At 63.8% G+C, this 17,668-nt stretch carries 18 protein-coding genes and 1 tRNA gene; 14 read left to right on the forward strand and 5 right to left on the reverse strand.

Annotation, left to right across the window (positions count from 1 at the left end):
• Nucleotides 1–63: 63 nt before the first annotated feature.
• Genes EA187_RS03165 through EA187_RS03175 form a run of 3 tightly spaced genes read right to left on the reverse strand, consistent with a single transcriptional unit; the run spans nucleotide 64 to nucleotide 1,709 of the window.
• On the reverse strand, nucleotides 64–861 hold the full coding sequence (locus EA187_RS03165; protein ID WP_127779140.1) for a protein-L-isoaspartate O-methyltransferase family protein: 798 nt from the start codon (nucleotides 859–861) through the stop codon (nucleotides 64–66).
• 23 nt (nucleotides 862–884) lie between these two features.
• Nucleotides 885–1,361, reverse strand: a complete 477-nt coding sequence (locus tag EA187_RS03170; RefSeq protein WP_115602951.1) for a low molecular weight protein-tyrosine-phosphatase — start codon at nucleotides 1,359–1,361, stop codon at nucleotides 885–887.
• 39 nt (nucleotides 1,362–1,400) lie between these two features.
• A complete protein-coding gene (locus EA187_RS03175) occupies nucleotides 1,401–1,709 on the reverse strand; it encodes a hypothetical protein (RefSeq protein ID WP_115602950.1) in 309 nt (102 codons plus the stop codon).
• A gap of 328 nt (nucleotides 1,710–2,037) precedes the next feature.
• On the opposite strand from EA187_RS03175, the gene EA187_RS03180 reads away from it, so the two are divergent.
• The 4 genes from EA187_RS03180 (at nucleotide 2,038) to EA187_RS03195 (ending at nucleotide 6,739) form a co-directional block, all read left to right on the forward strand.
• Nucleotides 2,038–3,129: a hypothetical protein gene (locus EA187_RS03180; protein WP_127779141.1), complete on the forward strand. Its 1,092-nt coding sequence runs from the start codon at nucleotides 2,038–2,040 to the stop codon at nucleotides 3,127–3,129.
• Between the two features lie 90 nt (nucleotides 3,130–3,219).
• Nucleotides 3,220–4,032 (forward strand): tRNA 2-thiocytidine(32) synthetase TtcA, encoded by an 813-nt coding sequence (gene ttcA, locus EA187_RS03185; protein WP_127779142.1) that lies wholly within the window; start codon nucleotides 3,220–3,222, stop codon nucleotides 4,030–4,032.
• Nucleotides 4,033–4,235: 203 nt separating this feature from the next.
• Nucleotides 4,236–5,711 (forward strand): MATE family efflux transporter, encoded by a 1,476-nt coding sequence (locus tag EA187_RS03190; protein WP_127779143.1) that lies wholly within the window; start codon nucleotides 4,236–4,238, stop codon nucleotides 5,709–5,711.
• 62 nt (nucleotides 5,712–5,773) lie between these two features.
• Nucleotides 5,774–6,739, forward strand: a complete 966-nt coding sequence (locus EA187_RS03195; RefSeq protein WP_127779144.1) for a dimethylarginine dimethylaminohydrolase family protein — start codon at nucleotides 5,774–5,776, stop codon at nucleotides 6,737–6,739.
• A 9-nt stretch (nucleotides 6,740–6,748) separates the two neighbouring features.
• Here the strand turns inward: EA187_RS03195 and EA187_RS03200 are convergent, their stop codons facing one another.
• A complete protein-coding gene (locus tag EA187_RS03200; protein ID WP_127779145.1) occupies nucleotides 6,749–7,135 on the reverse strand; it encodes a VOC family protein in 387 nt (128 codons plus the stop codon).
• A gap of 152 nt (nucleotides 7,136–7,287) precedes the next feature.
• Here EA187_RS03200 and EA187_RS03205 point away from each other — a divergent pair, with 152 nt between their 5' ends.
• The 10 genes from EA187_RS03205 (at nucleotide 7,288) to EA187_RS03250 (ending at nucleotide 16,967) form a co-directional block, all read left to right on the forward strand.
• Nucleotides 7,288–9,498 carry a penicillin-binding protein activator gene (locus EA187_RS03205; protein WP_127779146.1) on the forward strand — a complete coding sequence of 737 codons (2,211 nt, stop codon included), beginning with the start codon at nucleotides 7,288–7,290 and terminating at the stop codon, nucleotides 9,496–9,498.
• On the forward strand, nucleotides 9,495–10,727 hold the full coding sequence (locus tag EA187_RS03210) for a hypothetical protein (RefSeq protein ID WP_127779147.1): 1,233 nt from the start codon (nucleotides 9,495–9,497) through the stop codon (nucleotides 10,725–10,727). The genes EA187_RS03205 and EA187_RS03210 overlap by 4 nt, the downstream gene beginning before the upstream one ends.
• Before the next feature lie 156 nt (nucleotides 10,728–10,883).
• A complete protein-coding gene (tolQ, locus tag EA187_RS03215) occupies nucleotides 10,884–11,615 on the forward strand; it encodes a protein TolQ (protein WP_115602942.1) in 732 nt (243 codons plus the stop codon).
• A 21-nt stretch (nucleotides 11,616–11,636) separates the two neighbouring features.
• The gene (locus EA187_RS03220) at nucleotides 11,637–12,140 is read left to right on the forward strand and encodes a biopolymer transporter ExbD (protein WP_127779148.1); all 504 of its coding nucleotides are present in this window, start codon (nucleotides 11,637–11,639) and stop codon (nucleotides 12,138–12,140) included.
• Nucleotides 12,140–12,991 carry a TonB C-terminal domain-containing protein gene (locus EA187_RS03225; RefSeq protein WP_115602940.1) on the forward strand — a complete coding sequence of 284 codons (852 nt, stop codon included), beginning with the start codon at nucleotides 12,140–12,142 and terminating at the stop codon, nucleotides 12,989–12,991. The genes EA187_RS03220 and EA187_RS03225 overlap by 1 nt, the downstream gene beginning before the upstream one ends.
• 19 nt (nucleotides 12,992–13,010) lie before the next feature.
• A complete protein-coding gene (locus EA187_RS03230; RefSeq protein WP_164855932.1) occupies nucleotides 13,011–14,393 on the forward strand; it encodes a DPP IV N-terminal domain-containing protein in 1,383 nt (460 codons plus the stop codon).
• The gene (locus tag EA187_RS03235) at nucleotides 14,381–15,112 is read left to right on the forward strand and encodes an OmpA family protein (protein ID WP_127779150.1); all 732 of its coding nucleotides are present in this window, start codon (nucleotides 14,381–14,383) and stop codon (nucleotides 15,110–15,112) included. Before EA187_RS03230 ends, EA187_RS03235 begins: the two co-directional genes overlap by 13 nt.
• Nucleotides 15,109–16,023, forward strand: a complete 915-nt coding sequence (locus EA187_RS03240; protein WP_115602937.1) for an SDH family Clp fold serine proteinase — start codon at nucleotides 15,109–15,111, stop codon at nucleotides 16,021–16,023. The genes EA187_RS03235 and EA187_RS03240 overlap by 4 nt, the downstream gene beginning before the upstream one ends.
• A gap of 194 nt (nucleotides 16,024–16,217) precedes the next feature.
• Nucleotides 16,218–16,301, forward strand: a tRNA-Leu gene (locus tag EA187_RS03245).
• 192 nt (nucleotides 16,302–16,493) lie between these two features.
• Entirely contained in the window at nucleotides 16,494–16,967 is a 474-nt protein-coding gene (locus EA187_RS03250) for a hypothetical protein (protein ID WP_127779151.1), read from the forward strand.
• Nucleotides 16,968–17,062: 95 nt separating this feature from the next.
• On the opposite strand, the gene EA187_RS03255 is transcribed toward EA187_RS03250, so the two are convergent.
• Nucleotides 17,063–17,665 (reverse strand): MiaE family protein, encoded by a 603-nt coding sequence (locus EA187_RS03255; protein ID WP_115602935.1) that lies wholly within the window; start codon nucleotides 17,663–17,665, stop codon nucleotides 17,063–17,065.
• Nucleotides 17,666–17,668 lie beyond the last annotated feature (3 nt).

Here is a 17,668-nt window from a genome sequence, read left to right on the forward strand (position 1 = left end):
TCAACACAGAGAAAAGGCCGCCCAAAAGGGCGGCCTTTTCTCTGTCTCGGTTGAACATTCCGACTACTTCGCCTCGCCCGAACGCCAGAATTGAACCAACTCCACGTCGCGCAGGGTCACCATCCCATCCTCGTTCTTCATGACCACCGTCAGCGCTTGCTCCTCTCCCTCTCCCAGCGCCACCACCATTCGCCCCCCCGGCGACAACTGGGCAACCAGTGCTTCTGGAGGCTCCGTCACGGCTTCATGCACCAAAACCCCTTCAAAACCAGCGTCACGCTCCGGCCACCCCTTAAGCCCGTCGCCACAACGCACCTCCGCCCCTCGATACCCCGCACGCACCAGGTCATCACCCAGCAACGAGGCCATCTCACAATCCCCCTCCATCACGTTGACCCTGGCTCCCATCTCCGTCAGCAACGCCGTCGTATACCCGCTGCCCGGAGACACCTCCAGAACCCGATCGTCCGGATTGACTTCCAGTAACTCCAGAACCAGCGCGGCAAGATAGGGCTGCAGGACCGTGCGTCCCCCGCCCAGCGGCAAGGGCGCATCCTGATACGCCCGCGGCCGCACCGGCGCCGGCACAAACTCCTGGCGAGGCACTGCTCGCATCGCCTCAATCACCGTGCGATCCCGGACCCCTCGCGCCACCACGTGCGCCTCCACCATCCGCTCTCGCTCTCCCTGCCGCGCGGCCGCCTGCGGATCCTCCTTCGGCTCAATCGTCCCCATCGTCACGTCCGTCTCTTCGGGATTCCCTCCCGACGACGGGGCAGGGGAGGGCTCACATCCCATCAACCCCACCCCCGTAAGCAGACTCAGGCACACAACCCGGCACAACGCTCGCGTAGCTCGCATCACCTCTCCTCGGTGTCGTAAAATCAGCCCGCCATCATGGCATCGAGCAGCCCCGCGGTGCAGCGCTCCACCATCTCAAACACCCGCTCAAAATGCTCAGGCCCCCCGCCCCACGGGTCGGGAACATCCTGTCCCCTCAACGACATCTTCGGCTCATAATCCCGCAACAGTACCAATCTTTCCCGAGCCCCACCCGGCAGTCGTCGAGCATCTCGCAGGTTGGTTCCATCCATAGCCACCAGCCAGTCGTACGCTTGAACATGCGCACCGACCAGCTGCTGAGCCCGCTGCCCGGAGATATCCAACCCCAGCCTCTCTCGTGCCACCCTCACACTCCCGGGATCAGGCGGCTCCCCCACGTGATAACCACTCGTCCCTGACGAGGCGATCTCAAAACGATCCCCCAACCCCCGCGTCTCCACGTGGTAACGAAACAACGCCTCGGCCAGCGGCGAGCGACAGATATTACCCAGACAGAAGAACATCACACGGGTGGTCATGGCTCGCTCCTGATGCCTCGCGCCATACGGGTCAGCATCTCAGAAGTTGATTCGCCGGCAGGCACCGTTGGGTTGCACCGCCACCTGCGCCCGATCTTGCCGCCACAAAAATGCCAGCTGGTTCAGCATAAACCCCACACCCTCTGCAGGGTTCGGTGCTGTTGAAAGATCCAGAAGCACTTCCATGGCATAGGTCGCACCCTCCACGTTGACCTGATAGCGGTACAATGCCTTTTTCCCCTCCAACTCTTTCGAGTAGATATTCGACTCGCCGGGGGTCGGCAGATCCTCCGGCCAATTCTCCGTCGGAAACCCCGCATCTTCGAGCGCTTGCAGTGTTAAACTCATCTCATATCTCCAGCTTCGACGAGACCTCGGGTCTCGCATCGCCTATCCAGTTGGGGAATGGTTCTCACGCAGGTTTCTCGTCCTCAGTTTGCGCCATCCCCCGCCTCCTTTCAAGGCCCCAGAACTCCCCTATATCGACCATTCCCCCCCTCGATCCTACATTTCCAGGGAGAGCATTCGACAACCAGGGGGGGACACGATGGACAGCATCCCGGGGGAACGAAGCCCGACGTCACGCATCATCGCATGCATGGTACTCGCACTTTTAACCTTTCACGCAGCTGGCTGCGCAACACGCACCGAGTGGCGCCCTCCTCAACGCCCCCTGATGCCCCTGGTCGAAGAACTCAGACCTCCTTCCACAGACATGCGTTTTGTTCAGCGCTGTCCGACCACCGAATTCACACCCGCACGCACCGGCCCCTGGATCAGCGCAGCCTCCGAGCGCCTCGCCAACACCCAACCTCCCACCCATCAGGTTCCCGACCAGATCATCACGACCGGGCAACCCATCACTCTCAACGCACGACTGACCTACGGTAAGTCACCGCTTCAGGGGGAGTGGGCTCGCATCTTCTGGGGAGGGTGTGAGCGGGGTTGGGAGCAGGTCGGACACGTGCGCACAGATGACGACGGGCGTCTCTCCTGGCCTCTCGCTACCCGGCCGGCTCGTGGCCGCTATGCCTATGCTGTTCAGGTTGTCGGCGACCGCACATTTGCCACAGGGCACATCTGGGTGGTCGCACCCGAGGTTCGCGCAGTTGCCATCGCCGCCTCCGCCATCTTGCGAGCCGACACCGGACAGCCTGACGCCCAAAACCTCAGCTCCTCAGCTCATAAGGACTCTTCCGCATCAACCCCAGACTCACCGGGGGCCTCTCCATCATCTGAAGTGGCCACGGCTGCCGACATCGCCGATGACTCCACATCGCCCGAAGCTCCCCCGCAACCCGCTTCCATGCTCACGCCGGGGGCCCGGGACCTGGCAGCCTACTACGCTCGCCGCGGCCACCTTATCATCTACCTGAACGACGATCCGCGGGGTACACCACTCACCTCCCGGACCCTCGCTGAGCTTGGCCTTCCGGCCGGGCCCGTACTCACAATGGCAGAGCAGGGCGACGCACCTCTCGAACTCACCCCACCCGGCAACCGCTGGGAAGACGCCTCCGCCCTCGCCACCGGCGGCGGGCCGCCGCTCCCCATCATCCTCACCCACTACTTCGTCGCCACCGCTGATGATGCCCAACTTCCCCCCTCACTACCCCTGACCCCCGGGGAGGTTGTCGCCCGAAACAATGCTGAGGGGTGGGACATGCATCTCAAGACCCTTCCAGCTGAGGAGGGCGCAGAACCGCAACCCTCCCACCAGATCATCCGTCCGGCCCACGCCGTCCCCAACCATCCTCGCGCCCGCTAACGGCTTCGCCTCTTACAATCCGGGTTGAGCGCTGCCGCCGCACAGAGTATAGACTCCGGCGGCAGTGTTTTCGGACGCCGTGAGGTGAGTATGGCCGAGCTGGATCGACTTCATCAGCGCCTTCTGGGGAAGGTGAAGACCGCGGCAAAGAACTTTGGCATCTTCGAAGACGGCGACCACATCCTGGTCTGCCTCTCCGGGGGAAAAGATTCTTATACGCTCCTCGATATGCTCATCGAGCTGCAGCGATCGAGCCCCTACACGCTCAAACTCACCGCCTTCCACCTCGACCAGAAGCAGCCCGGCTACCCCGAAGGTGTGCTCCGCGCCTACCTCGAGGAGCAGCCTGTCCCCTTCGAGATATGCGAGGAGGACACCTACTCTGTCGTCCAGGAGAAGTTGGCCCCTGACGCCACTCCCTGCTCTCTGTGCAGCCGCATGCGTCGTGGTATCATTTACCGCCGCGCCGAAGCCCTGGGATGCAACAAAATCGCTCTGGGCCACCACCGCGACGACAGCATTGAGACCCTCCTTCTCAACCTCTTCTACACCGGTCGCACCCAGGGCATGCCCGCCCAATTCACCACCGACGACGGCCGTTTTCGGGTCATCCGTCCCCTGATCCTTGCTGCCGAGGACGAGATCGCCACGTACGCCGGGCTGCGTGGCTTCCCCATCATTCCCTGCAATCTCTGCGGCTCCGTCGAGGGCAAGCGCAAGTTCGTCAAAGGCCTACTCAACGACCTTGAGACGACCATCCCCCACGTCCGCCACAGCCTCCTGGCAGCTATGGGCAACGTCAAACCCAGCCACCTCCTCGACAAGGACCTCCACTCTCTGGCGGAGGACGCCGCCGATCAAAGTCCTACCGGTGGGTGCGCGACCGAGCCCGCGCTCTTCTGATCCCCCCTCGACCTCCCGAGCCATGCACGCATCACGGCCTGGATCGTGCTCACCTTCGCGTCGCATAAAACGGTACACGCAGCCACGACCTCCCACCGCCTCTAAGCCCGCTGCTGTGCATCTCCCCCCCTTCGTAACGATCGTCGCCGGCCCACATCCCCGTCGACGCTCGCTGAGCCCGCAACGGGCTTTGAGGAATCCCGATGGCACGCGCCTCCACCGTCGACACCACTGAGGGAAGCCTGGCCGGGCGCTCCGCCCAACTGGCCTGGCCGGCTGTCCTTCAGGCCATCCTCGCAAACTTCTACGCCTTCAACGACTTTGTCTTCGTGGGCATGTTGGGGGACGCGGCGGCCACCGCTGCGCTCTCCGCATGCTTCGCGCTGCTCATCCTCCACTTCACCTTCATCAAGGTCTTCCCCGTCGGCGCCACTGCGCTTATCGCCCAGGCCTTCGGCGCGCGTAAGCCCGAGCGCATCGGCGCGCTCTTTCGCAGCGCGGTCACCACCACCATGGGGCTCTCCTTGCTCATCGCGGTGGCAGGCGTTCTGGCGATGCCCTGGTTTGTGAGCCTGGCCAACGTCACACCGGAGGTGGGTCTTCACGTCGCCGATTACCTGCGAATCATTTACTGGGCCACGCCCACCTTCGCGCTGATGCTCGTTGTCGTCGGAGTCTTCCGCGCCTGCGGAGACACCCGCACCCCTCTTGTTCTGGAGATAGGAAGCCTCCTGGTCAACATCGTCCTCAACTTCATCCTCGTGCTGGGCTGGGGGCCTATCCCCGCCATGGGCATTGAGGGCGCGGCGCTGGCCACCGCATTGAGTCGAGGACTTCCCGGCATCGTCGGCCTCGGGATGATCCTGCGCGGCGACCTCGACTTCGACCCGATGGCCGGTGTGCGTGGACGTCTTGCCTGGCGCCCCGACCTCAACCTCTCCCGTCAGATGGCCGCCATCGGTATCTTCGAGGCTCTCTCCGGCCTGATCTACGGCGGCGTCTACCTGATGCTTAACCGGATGGCCGGCGAACTGGGTTCGGCCGCTCAGGGCGGCCTGGGCGCAGGCTTAAGAGGCATCGAGTGGATCGGCTTCGCGTTTGGCAGCGGCTTCCTTACCGCCAGTATCTCTATCGTCGGCCAGAACGTCGGCGCCGGAAAAATGGACCGCGCATGGGGAGGTGCCTGGATCAGCGCGGGGCTCAGCGCCCTCTGCTGCCAGCTCGTCGGCCTTATCTTCATCCTCTTCCCCGAGTCCCTCTCGCGCATGGTCACCGACGACCTCGACACTCTGCGCTACGCCATGATCTACGTCTACTACATCGGGTGGGTGATGTGGGCGGTCGGCTTTGAAATGTCGATGTTCGGCGCGATGGTCGGGGCAGGGCAGTCCCGCACGGCGCTGGCCGTCTCCGGCGGCTACAACCTCGTGCGTATTCCCCTCGCTGCGGGCCTGCTCTTTGGCCTCGATAACCTCATCGACGGCGTGCGCTGGGTCACTCTCGGAGCTGCAGACGCCCCTGACGTTGTCGGCCCCTTCGCTGCTCTGGTCTGGACCATTGGCCTGACGTCGGTCCTGAAAGCCATCACCTACGCCCTGATCTTGAGTGCCCGCTGGAGGGCACTCAAGCGCTCCCAGACCACCCCCCGCGTCCGTGGTGCGCGCAGCGTGCGAATGTGATAGAAGGGCGCGCAATGTTTGAACATCACTGACCACCACATAGCATCGGGCAGAGGTAGTTGATGAAACCAGCGGTATTGATGGCGCACCCGCGCCATTTTACGATCAAAGGCGGCGCAAACCCCCATACGCGCAACAAGGACAAATCCCTCAAAGAGGTCGACCCCACGCTGGCCCTGGAGCAGTGGAACACCTACGTCGACCAGCTCGTGGAGTGCGGCCTCGACGTCTACGTTATCGACCCCACCCCCGAGCTCACCGGCATGGTCTTTACCGCCAACGCCGGCTTCATCTACGGCCTGCACGACACCAGGCCCTCTCCCCAGAAGACCTTCTTCCCCTCCCACTTCATGGTGGAGCACCGCATGGGCGAGACCGAGCGTTTCGCCGACTTCTTCACCAATTTTGGACTGCAAGTCAGCGACATACCCGAGCAATGGCGCTGGGAAGGGGAGGCCGACGCCTTTCCTGTCCTCAAAGGCGCAGATCAGACCTGGATTTTCACCCACGGCTTCCGCTCTGACTCCGAGGTCGGCGACTGGCTGGAGAGCGGTCTGCTCAATGAAGACGTCGTCTCCCTGACGCTGAGCGACGAGCGCTACTACCACGGCGACACCGCCATCTGTGACCTGGGTGACCACGTTCTCGTCTACCTCGACGCCCTCGAACCGGTATCCCGCGAGCGCATCAAAGAAGTCCTGGGCGAGCGCCTCGTCGAAATTGAGGAAAAGGACGCCAGGGCCTTCCTCGGAAACTCGTTCTACGTCGAAGTCGAGGAGCGACGTCTGCTCTTTGTCCCGGCCGGCGTCCGCAAGAAGACCCAGAAGGCCATCGAGAAGCTCGGTGTGGAGGTCATCGAGATCGACGTCTCCGAGTTCTTCGGCAAGGGCGGAGGCGGGCCCAAGTGCATGATCTTCAACCTCGGTGTTTGCGATCCGGCCGAAGCTGGCCTCACCGAGGAGCAGAGTGCTTTCCGTCACGCCCGCCACATCAACAGTCTGCGCAGTCGCCGCGGTCGCATCCGCTGATCCTCGCGTTCACCCCTCGGGGGCAGGGTGGGGGTAATGGCTCACCGCGACCCGGTTGCCCTCCGGGTCGCGGGCATAGAGCGAATACGTGCTCTCGTCTTCCACCTCACTCCCCATCGACTTCAGGCGGCGTCGTAACGACTCGCGCTCTTCAACAGCGATCGCAAACGCCAACCAAAAGGGGCCTGCTCCCACGCCCTCAACCTGCGGACGCTCATCGCGCGTATGTTCCACCATGAGTACCCCCGGGTTGAGATCGAGCCAGACCGAGCGCAGCGTACCTTCCTCATTGCGGTGACGTGTCAGCTCCCGCAGCCCGAAGGCTTCGCAATAGAATCGCGCCACCTCCTCGACCTCGCGTGCTCCCAGGGCGATATGATGCAATCCGGGGTTCATCTCTCCTCCAACCTTAAAGTGGCCCCGAGCGTGACACAGCCTGGCGGCAACCGGAAGAATTTCGAGCTTGCTCCACCCTGTGGTACATCGGGTGGTGAAGTAGCGCGACGAGTGTTTCGTGGCGTGTGAGCGGTGACGATGGTGAGCGAGTGATGATCAAGGTGCACCTTTTCCGAAAGTCGACCCGAGGCCTGACCCTGGCGCTGAGTGCCCTTATCCTCAGTGGGGCACTCGGCTGCAAGACCACACGCAGCAGCACGACCCTGGAGCAGGAACCGCCCATCGTGGCCCAGTCCCCCGAGGTCCAGGCGGAGTTCGAGGACGCGGTGGCTCTTCTCAACGCTGGCGACTACGAAGACGCGGCCGAACGTCTGCGTCTTCTGCAGGCGGAGAACGCCGACGATCGCATCGCTCAGGTGGCCGAACTCTATATCGCGCGCGCGCTCATCGGCGACATTGATGCGCGCTTCGAAGCGATGGAAAAGGGGCAGTGGCAAGCCCTCTCTCCCGAGGTCGAACATCTGCTGACACCGCTGGCATCGTCCTCCTCGGTGGATGAACGTGTGCGCTTTGGCGCGGCCGCCTATCTGGCGTTGAGCCAGGCCCTCAACGCGCAATCCGTGCAGGTCGCCGCAACCTTGCGCGCCTACCCCGGCCCCTCCATCAGCCCGGCGATCCTCGAGAAAGACCGTACCTGGGTCTGGCCGCTTATCGCCGAGGGGCTTCAGCAGGCCCAACGCCCTGTCGAAGCGATCGAGGCCTGGGCGCGAACCTTCGAGGCCCTTAAGCCCGGGCCTGGAGCCGAGGCAGAACAGCTACTTACGGCCCCGTCTTCTGGCGCTGTGGGCGGTACCGACGAGTCTTCCCGCAACGACGCCGGCGCAGCCCAGGTCCAGACCTACGCCGGGGGGGATGAGAATCTGGAGTTTGGCGACGGCCAGTCGCTTCTTCCGGGGCAAGTGATGGCTGTCTCACGTGCCTTCGACGCCGCCGACACCTTAAGCGATCGCCAGGCCGCCGACCTCCTCAATGCCGAACGCCCCTTTGTGCGAGCCCTGGCCACCTGGGCTTACGTGCGCCGGGAGGCCCGCCAGGGCATCGACGAGCGCGAGCAGGAAGCCCTCCTGGAGATCTTCAACGAGAACGCCCCTTATTTCCTTGAGATGGGTGTCGCCAGTCGCGCCGCCGAACTCTCCATGACCATCGCTTCCTTAAGCGAGGCGCGGCGCCTGGTCGTCGGCGCGCTCCTTCCCCTGAGTGGTCCTAACCGCGCTGTGGGTTACCGCGCACTCTCAGGCATGCTCATCGCCCAGCAGTCTTTTCACGTTGCCGGTGAGCCTGCCGTGACTCTGATCATTGAAGACAGCGCCGCGGACCCTGCCGCAGCCCTCCAGCGTCTGGTCGACCTCGGTGCGCTCGCCATCGTCGGCCCCCTCGACGGGCGCATCGCCGCTGAGCTTCGAGAGCCTGCCGCCAACGCCGGCGTCTCCATGATCGCGCTTGCCCCCGAGGCCATCGAAGGAGGCGGAGAAGAGCGCACCTCCTTGCTCTTCCGCAACTTCCTCAGCGCCACCTCTGAAGCTCGCGCCATGGCCACGCTCTCGTTTGAGCAGCTTCATGACCGCCGCGCTGCGATTGTCTTTCCTGACATGGGCTACGGCCGAGTGATGGCGCAGGCTTTCGCCCACGAGTTCCGCGCCCGCGGCGGGCAGATTGTCGCCGAGGTCTCCTACGACCGCTCCAGCTCCAACTTTGTCGACACCGCAAAGGCCGTCGCCCGTGCCAACCCCGATGCGATCTTCATCCCGGACTCCGGCAGCAAGATTGCCCAGCTCAGCGCCTTCATGGCCCAGGAGAACATCTGGGGCCATGCCCCCGATAAACGACCCTCGGCCCGTGCTCAGCGTACCTACGTGCACTACCTGGGTACCAGCCTCTGGCAGGACCCCATCGTCACTCGCCAGGCCGCAAGCTACGTGGAGGGCGCGCTTATCCCGGCCTGGTATTCCGCGACCTTTGATGACGCCGACACCAGGCAGTTCAGCGCGGGCTTCGAGGCCGTCTACGAGCGGAGGGCCGACTACTTCGAGGCCTTTGCCTACGACTCGGTCCAACGTCTTCGTGAGCTGATGGTCGAGCGCGGTGTGGGGCGCGCCGAGACTCTGGCGAGCTCGCTCCACACAAATGAGTGGGCGAGTGGCGCCACCGGGCGCTACCGCTTCGATGATCGGGGTGAACCGGTGCGAGAGCTGCGGATGCTTCAGGTCAAGTCCGGAGAGTGGGCAGCGTTTGAGCGCAGCATCATGACTCCGCTCCATCGTCCCTCCAGCCCGACCCCCGACGCCAACGGGAGCGCGCCGTGACCTTCGCGCCATTCCGCGTCGCAAACCTCCTGGTGGGGCTGGGCGTCGTGCTGCTGGCGTTGTCCGCGTCTCCCTCCCCGCTGCACGCTCAGCCCTTACCGGATCGCGCGCCGGCCTCAGATGCGCCTCAAGGTACCGAGCCTTCCCTGGCTCCCGCCGACACCATCGGCCCCGAGTCGCAGCGTGGGAAGTCTCTGGAGGGGCGAACCCGCGAAGAACTTGAAGCTCAGGGGTTTGAGTTTGTAAGCACCGTCGAGCAGCGCCGCCGTGCCCACGCCACGCTCCTTGCCGCAAGCGCCGGGTTGATCCTTCACGGAGTAGGGCACTGGCACCTCAAGGAGCCCTCCACCGCATACTTCTTAGCCGGCGCCGAACTCGTAGGCCTCACCACCATCGCCGGTGGCATCGTCCTCAACCTTCGCCCCACGGGCAACGCTCGGCTTGACCAGTTTAGCAACGAACTTCTCTTTCTCGGAATCGCCACTCTCGGAAGCTCCTGGTTCATCGATGTGCTCGGGACGGCCTTTCACGACGAGCTCGGCGTTCCTTCCTCCACGCGCCGCGATCATGGCCTGGGGCTGCATCTCGGCTACGAGTACATCCGTCCCGACAACTTGAGCATGCGCCACGTCGCTGCCGCTCAGGCCTACTGGCGCCGTCGCAATTACGACCTCGACCTGCGCGTCGCCCAGGAGCTTGGTCTGGGCATGTCCGACTATAAGCTGCGCGGGGTTTGGCGACCCTGGGTGGCCGCAGCCGCCCAGACCAGCGTAGGCGTCGCCCTTCAGAGCGGCCTCGTCCAGTATCGCCTCGATCTTCCCTACGAGCGTGCCCGCGTCGCGTTGAGCGCTGTGGGCACCATCAACCTCGGGAGGCTCTTTCCCCACCTCGATCAGATGACCCTCTCGGCGGAGGCTGGTCTGGCGGTACGTACCTTTCGTTTCGCCCCGGGGAGCGCTGGCGCCTCCGGTACCGAGGGCTGGCGCTGGGGAGGGTGGGGCGTGCCCCTTAAAGTCGAGCTCGGCCTGAACCTCACCGAGGAGCTTCGCTTCCTGGCCGCGTTGGAGCGAGGGCAGGGCGACTGGATACTCACCTCCAACTCCCGCATCGGCGTGCCCGTATTTCACATCCTCTACCGCAGCGCTCGCCGCCTCGACCTGCGTTTCTTCGCCGCCTTCGGCGACGGTGTCAGCGCCGGCGCCGGTCTGGCCTTCTGGCTGGGGGAATAAAGAGCAGGGGGGGCCGCGCTTTCAAGCGCGTTGCCAGTGCTCCGGCGCTCGTGATACCCCGGTTATTCCTGTAGTTGGCACCTGTACCGCTTGAACCTCGACCGCGTCGGGTGCCCCACCACTTCAGCAACCCTATCTGTTCGCGAGGAGCGTCGCATGCTCGCAAACCTCCTGTCGTCGCCCCTTCTTGCCGAAGCCGCCGGCTCGCACATCAGCGTCATCGAGATCGTGATGGATGCTGACGCCGTCGTCACCGCCATCCTGATTCTTCTGGCGGTGCTCAGCGTCATCTCCTGGTACATCATCGGCTACAAGGCTCTCTACTTCCGCCGCGCACAGGCCGAATCCCAGGACTTCATGGACGTCTTCTGGCAGTCCAAACGCCTCGACGCCATCTACCAGTCCTCCGAAGAGTTCCCCCGTGCCCCGGTCAGTCGCGTCTTCAAGGCGGGCTACATTGAGCTCTCCAAGCTCAAAGGAACCGGGGAGGGCGCCGGCGCCGAATCCATGCGCCAGCAGCTCGGAGATATCGAGAACGTCGAGCGCTCTCTGCGCCGCGCTTCCCGTACCGAGATGACTGAGCTGGAGAAACTTGTCCCCTTCCTCGCCACCGTCGGTTCGACCTCACCCTTCATCGGCCTCTTCGGCACGGTTTGGGGCATTATGGTTGCCTTCCTTAACATCAGCGCTTCCGGCGCAGCCGGCATCGACGTGGTAGGCCAGCCCATCGCCGAGGCTCTCATCGTCACCGCCATGGGCCTCTTCGCGGCCATTCCGGCCGTCGTCGCCTACAACTTGTTCGTTAACAAGATCAAAGTCTTAGGGGGCGAGATGGATAACTTCTCCTCGGACTTCCTCAACATCGTCAAGCGCCACTTCTTCAAGTAATCCGCGTCCCAGGGATAGCCCATGGCTATGAACTCCTCAGGTGGTGGGGGGACCGTCCTCTCCGAGATCAACGTCACCCCGCTGGTCGACGTGATGCTCGTGCTCCTGGTCATCTTCATGGTGACCACGCCGTTGATCGAGCAAGACGACGAGAAGCGAGAAGTCGAGATGGACCTTCCGGTCACCCGCGACAACGAGAGCCGCGTCAACCTCGATCAGACCGACCAGATCATCCTGGAGATCGACGACAACCTCCAGATCTTCATCGGTGAGACGATGATCGTCGACTGCACCGCCGCCCTCGACCAGGCCGAGCCGCAGCGCTTTGAGCCTTGCTTCGACGAGCTGCAATCCAAAGTTGCCTCCAACCAGAAGCTCCAGGACCAGGGGCGTCTCTACCTCCTGGGCCATCCGGACATCCCCTACGGCTTCGTCGTCGGCGCGATGAATCGCATCCGCCTGGCCGGCGTCTCTAACGTAGGCATGGTGACCAATCCCGAGTACCGACAGGCCGAGCCGCAGTGATGACGTCGACCCCGATAAAACCAGCCTCGCCCCAACAGGGCGGGGGAGCGTTTGAGATCGGCGCGGGCATTGCGCTTACCCTGGCGCTTCACGGCATCATCGCGCTCAGCGTCTGGTGGGCCTCCACGTTGGCTCCCGAGGAGCCGGAGCAGCTTGAACTGGTCTTCGACAGGGTCGAACTTCTGGCCCTGGGCGAAGAGCGGCCCGAGGCGGCGTTGCCTCGAATGGCCAACCCTGAGCCGCCGCCACCGGCGCCCGATGAGGCTGTCGTGGTCCCGGATCCCGAGCCCCAACCCGATGAGAACCAGGTCAACCTCCAGGCTCAGCGCCACGAAGAGGAGCAGGAACGCCAGCGTCAACGCGACGAAGAGGAGCGCCGCCGAGAGCAGGAAGAGCGCGAACGCCGTCGCAAAGCAGCGCTGAGCGCCCTGAGCAACCCCGACCGCCCCTACAACGACGACGCCCCCGAGGGCAGCCCCGATGGGGTCGCCGGCGGCACCGTCTCCGATGCGGCCATGGCCAACATGATGGGTACCTACCAGGCGCGCCTCCTCCAGGAGATCCTTCGCGCATGGACCGTCCCCACCACCCTGGGCGACGCCGAGCTCGCCCAACTCGCCGGCAGTGTCCGCGTCTTTGTTCGCCTCTCCGAAGGCGGCAAAATCGTCAGCCACACCTTCCGCGCCCGCAGCGGTAATGAGCAGTTTGACGCGAGCATCGACCGCGCCATCCGCCAGTTTCATGTCCAGTTCGGCGGCCGTACCTTGCCGCTCCCTGACAATGAAGATGTTCGACGTGAGGTGCTCCGCGAGGGGCTCTTGCTGACGCGGTGGGATTCCACCGCACGATGACCTCGACAAGGAATTGATGATGCGACCCTTCGCACTTTCCCCTCGCCACCGACGCTTCGGCCGGAGTGCTTCAGCCCTCCTTGGGATCTGCCTGCTCTTGACGCCGCTCTACGCCAGCGCCCAGGACGCTCCCACTTCCGCCGACAGTGCCACCGAAGGTGATCTTTCCGGCATTGAGGTCGAGGTCAGCGGCTCGGCCCGCCGCACCCTCCTCCCTGTCGCGGTCCCCGACACCCAGGCGCTGGCGGGCGCGGACAGTGCTATCGCCGACGAGGTTGAGCAGACCCTGCGCCGCAATCTCGACCTCGCCGGCTACTTCCGCGTGCTCCCCGTCGACAGCTTCTTCTTCGACACCCACAATGAGGGCGTCGCCGCCGCCGACATCAACTTCTCCAACTGGATGAACGTCGGTGCCCAGGGGCTCGTTAAAAGCTCGGTGCGCGCCGAAGGCGATCAGATCGCCCTCGACCTGCGCCTCTTCTCCGTCGACCAGGGCCGTCAGATCTCCCTGAACTGGTCGGCCAGCACGCTCAGCCCCGACGACGTGCGAAAGGAAGTCAACGCCTTCATCAATGCGGTCATTGAGCATTACACAGGCCAGCCCGGCTTCTTCGGATCGCGCATCGCGTACTCCCAGCGCACCCGCTCCGGTGCCAAGCACATCTACGTGATGAACATCGATGGCAGCGGTGTGCAACGCATCACCCGCAACAACGCCATTAACCTGCTCCCCTCCTTCGGGCCCGGTGGAGCGATCTATTTCACGAGCTACCAGGACCAGAACCCCGACCTCTGGGTCTGGCGAGGCGGCCGCGTCTCCAAGCTCTCCAGCCGCAGCGGCCAGAATAGCGGCGCGGCCTTCTGCGGCGGGAAACTTGCTGTGACCCTCTCGCTGGGCGGCGACAACACCGACGTCTACCTCATCAGCCCCGAAGACGGCTCGGTCGTGCAGCGCCTCACCGACCACTGGGCCATCGACGTCTCCCCGACCTGGAGTCCGGACTGCAGCCGAATCGCCTTCGTCTCCGGACGCTCCGGCGGTGCCCACATCTACGTGATGAACGCCGACGGCACCGAGCAGCGCCGCCTCACCTTCCAGGGCACCTACAACACCACCCCGGAGTGGTCCCCACGCGGCGATCGCATCGTCTTTAGCGGCCGGGACGAACGCAATCACTACGACATCTTCAGTGTCGATATGCAGGGCAATATCGAACGCCTTACCCAGGACCAGGGTAATAACTTCGAGCCCAGCTACAGCCCCGACGGGCGTTATCTCGTCTTTACCAGCGACCGCGGAGGGCAGGGCAAGCGCCTCTGGCTGATGAGCGCCGACGGGCTTTTCCAGAAACTGCTTACCGAAGAGGGTTCGAGCTACGAGGAGGCCGCATGGGAACGTTAAACAAGTACCGCTTGAGCACCTGGTTTAAGACCCCGATGCTCGTGGCGTTGGCCATACTGCTCAGCGCCTGCCCCAAACCTCCCCAGGAGGCGCTTGATGCCGCTGAGGCCGCTGTGCTGGCTGCCGAAGGGCGTAAAGACTGCGCCGGTGAAAAGTTCGCCGCCGCCGAGGCTCTCCTCGAAGAGGCGCGCGCGCATGTCCAGGCTGAGGAGTACGAGGCGGCCGAACGCAAGGCCCGCGCTGCCGAGCGACTGGCCCGCGAGGCGCAACAGCAGGCCAATGAGACCTGGGAAGACTGTCAGCGTCGGCTGGAGGCAGCGCGCCGCGCTGCAGAAGGCGGCACTCAGACTCAGACCACCGAAACCGAGCCGGAGACTCCCGAGGAAGAACTCAAGCTCACCACGGTGCACTTCCCCTACAACAGCGCCGAGATCTCCGACGTCTCTCGTCAGGCCCTGGAAACCAACCTGCGCTGGCTGCGTCAAAACCCCGACGCCACCATTCTGCTCGAAGGCCATACTGACGAGCGTGGAACCTCGGAGTTCAACGTCGCGCTAGGGGAGCGCCGCGCGCGTTTTGTTCGCGACTTTCTCGTGCAACGCGGCATCAAGGCCGAGCGCCTCTCCACCCTCTCGTACGGGGAGGAGAAGCCATTAGCCTTCGGTCAGTCCGAAGATGACTTCGCCCGCAACCGTCGCGTGGAGTTTTTGCCTCGATGAGCGCGCCTCATTTCAACGCCATCGTCGATCAGCTCGAAGCGCTCCTGGCATGCCCCACCTTCGTTGCGCTGGCGAGCTGGCAGGGGGAGTACGCCGTCGACCTCGACGAAGATGCGGGGCACCGCCTCGTGGCTCAGGTGCTTCGGCGCTTCCGTCAGGCGAACTTCCAGCAGGCGGCCCTGGTTATTGTGGCGCGTGGAGGCCACGTCGCCTTCGCCGAGACTCTGCTCCGTGCGCTTCGGCATCTTGATGTGGAGCTAAGCGTCGTGGTGCCTCACGAGGTCAGCGGTATGGCGAGCGTTCTCGCGCTGGGGGCGGGGCAGATAACCCTTCATCCGGCCGCCGGGCTCGGTGCTTGCGATCGGGGCCTGTGCGTGCTCGAACGTGTGCCATGGACAGCGAGTCTGCTGGACCATCTGCCCGACTTCGCCGACACCTCCATCTTCGGAGAACAAGCCACCCGGGTATTGAGTACGATCGCCAACCAGCAGCGCTACCGCGCCGAGGTGCGTCTGGGGCTCGCTCGCCAGGTAAGCGCTCGCCAGATCAGCCCGGAGCTCGTCGCCGCGACCTCGCTGGAGCGGCTGGGAGAGGAGGGCGTCGCTGACCTCGGAGCGCTCACGCGTGCGGGGGCTCGTGTCCAGGTTGCCTCCCCGGAGCTCTCGACCTTGCTCGAACAGCTCCTCCTCGCTGCCCGAGACAACCACGGGCTTTTCGACACCCCGCGCGCGCGTTTTGAGCGATCCACGGACTGGGCCGATGAGGTGGAGTTCGCCCCGGCCGAGGACGTCGCCGGCGCGCTGCTGGCCAGCGCAGCGTTACGCGACCTCTATCTGCTCGATACCGGAAGCCCCGACCCCGACTCCCCCCGCCTTCAGGGACGCTGGGTGAGGCCTCCAGGCACGCAATAGGCAGTGTTTATCACGTAGCCTTCACCTTTTTGCTTGCGTATTCCCCGGCGAACCCGTAATTGTTTTTAACAAGCGGATGCAACCTGCCTCGCCCCTACGGGCACCCTCCTCACGAAAACTGAAGAATGTGCTTGCGGGTTGCACCAGTCTGCTCTACATAACAGCCCACTTCGTCCGACACGGACGCGAGGCTCGCCGGAGTGGCGGAATCGGTAGACGCGGCGGATTCAAAATCCGTTGATCGAGAGATCGTGCGGGTTCAAGTCCCGCCTCCGGTATCATCATAGAAGCCCCTCAACGCTCGCGCGTTGAGGGGCTTCTACGTGTCTCGCACAAGGTCTGACCGGCACTTCGGCATCCTTTGGGCTCGCGACCTCTACGGGCACGGGCTTGCCTGGCATCGCCCGCGGTGGTAAGACCCTGAGTACTGCTGGAAGCAACGCCAAACTTGTATGGTCAAGGAGAGAGTTATGTCGCACGTGCGTGGCGCGCTGTTTTCGTTGGTTGCCCTGACGGTCTTTATGGTGACCGCATCGGCTTCGGCCCAGAACTACAGCTTCCGTGATTGGAGCGACGTCAGCTCGGTTTGTCCCTCCTGCGATGCGGTTTCCGCCGACGTCCTGGAACTCACCAGCGGGCGGGAAGTCCAGGGCAACGTCGTGGCCATCAACGCTGACTTCTATACCGTGGAGCGCTTCGGTGAGATTCGCACCGTGCCTGCTTCTCAGGTTAGCGCCGTGAGCTGGAAAGACGGCTCCCAGCCTGCAGGCATCGATGCGCTGGATCAGATCGTGCTCAAGAACGGCCACGTGCTCACCGGTGAGCTGGTCGTGGAGAACGACGCTCCGGCCTACATGCAGCTGCGCAGCGCCACCAACGACTCGACCTTCACCGTCTTCGCCTCGCAGGCGGCAGCGATCTACAAGGCAGGTCAGGCGCAATAAAGGTCTCGACCCTACGCTGCCAATACGTCGCGAAAAGGCCGCGTCCCTCTCAGGGGGCGCGGCTTTTTCGTTGGGCATCGTCGAGCGGATAAGGCTCAGAAGGAGTGCAGGCGAGGAGTCTCACCGCTGGCCCGCAGCGCCTCGACCTCAATGAGTGCCAGTTCTTGCAGCCGGGTTTTGACCTCCTCACGCGAGAAGTGATCCCGGGCCAGGTTGGTGTAGAGGGTGTAGTGCATCGCCTCGGTTTCAAAGAGCTCGCGGTAGAAAGCCGCGAGTTCCGGATCCTCGACGTTCTCACTGAGGATGGCAAAACGCTCACAGCTGCGCGCTTCGATCAGCCCGGCCACCAGGAGCTTATCCATAAACATCGAGGGCTCCTCCGAGCGCACCGCCTTCACCAGCTTTGAGGCGTAGGGAGCGGGCTCCAGCCGCACGAGCTCGACGCCGCGGGCTTCCAGCACGTCGAGCATCCGGGAGAAGTGGTCCATCTCTTCCTGCACCACCGCACTGAGCTGACGAGCCAGACCCGCGCGTCCGGTGTAGCGAAAGATCATACTCAGCGCCGTTGACGCCGCGCGTTTCTCCAGGTGAGCGTGGTCGATGAGAATGATGTCGAGATGATCCTTCACCCGCTCATACCATCCATCATCGGTGGGCTGAGCAAGGTTGAGCATCTGTCGGGAGAGCGGGGCGTTCATAAG

It is taken from the genome of Lujinxingia sediminis (assembly GCF_004005565.1).
In the GTDB taxonomy this organism is placed as follows: Bacteria; Myxococcota_A; Bradymonadia; order Bradymonadales; family Bradymonadaceae; genus Lujinxingia; species Lujinxingia sediminis.

Bases quoted from the DNA above. Each gene is read 5' to 3' on its own strand.
- EA187_RS03165 (WP_127779140.1), bottom strand. From the start codon at position 861: ATGCGAGCTACGCGAGCGTTGTGCCGGGTTGTGTGCCTGAGTCTGCTT.
- EA187_RS03170 (WP_115602951.1), bottom strand. From the start codon at position 1,361: ATGACCACCCGTGTGATGTTCTTCTGTCTGGGTAATATCTGTCGCTCG.
- EA187_RS03175 (WP_115602950.1), bottom strand. From the start codon at position 1,709: ATGAGTTTAACACTGCAAGCGCTCGAAGATGCGGGGTTTCCGACGGAG.
- EA187_RS03180 (WP_127779141.1), top strand. From the start codon at position 2,038: ATGCCCCTGGTCGAAGAACTCAGACCTCCTTCCACAGACATGCGTTTT.
- ttcA (WP_127779142.1), top strand. From the start codon at position 3,220: ATGGCCGAGCTGGATCGACTTCATCAGCGCCTTCTGGGGAAGGTGAAG.
- EA187_RS03190 (WP_127779143.1), top strand. From the start codon at position 4,236: ATGGCACGCGCCTCCACCGTCGACACCACTGAGGGAAGCCTGGCCGGG.
- EA187_RS03195 (WP_127779144.1), top strand. From the start codon at position 5,774: ATGAAACCAGCGGTATTGATGGCGCACCCGCGCCATTTTACGATCAAA.
- EA187_RS03200 (WP_127779145.1), bottom strand. From the start codon at position 7,135: ATGAACCCCGGATTGCATCATATCGCCCTGGGAGCACGCGAGGTCGAG.
- EA187_RS03205 (WP_127779146.1), top strand. From the start codon at position 7,288: ATGATCAAGGTGCACCTTTTCCGAAAGTCGACCCGAGGCCTGACCCTG.
- tolQ (WP_115602942.1), top strand. From the start codon at position 10,884: ATGCTCGCAAACCTCCTGTCGTCGCCCCTTCTTGCCGAAGCCGCCGGC.
- EA187_RS03220 (WP_127779148.1), top strand. From the start codon at position 11,637: ATGGCTATGAACTCCTCAGGTGGTGGGGGGACCGTCCTCTCCGAGATC.
- EA187_RS03225 (WP_115602940.1), top strand. From the start codon at position 12,140: ATGACGTCGACCCCGATAAAACCAGCCTCGCCCCAACAGGGCGGGGGA.
- EA187_RS03230 (WP_164855932.1), top strand. From the start codon at position 13,011: ATGCGACCCTTCGCACTTTCCCCTCGCCACCGACGCTTCGGCCGGAGT.
- EA187_RS03235 (WP_127779150.1), top strand. From the start codon at position 14,381: ATGGGAACGTTAAACAAGTACCGCTTGAGCACCTGGTTTAAGACCCCG.
- EA187_RS03240 (WP_115602937.1), top strand. From the start codon at position 15,109: ATGAGCGCGCCTCATTTCAACGCCATCGTCGATCAGCTCGAAGCGCTC.
- EA187_RS03250 (WP_127779151.1), top strand. From the start codon at position 16,494: ATGTCGCACGTGCGTGGCGCGCTGTTTTCGTTGGTTGCCCTGACGGTC.
- EA187_RS03255 (WP_115602935.1), bottom strand. From the start codon at position 17,665: ATGAACGCCCCGCTCTCCCGACAGATGCTCAACCTTGCTCAGCCCACC.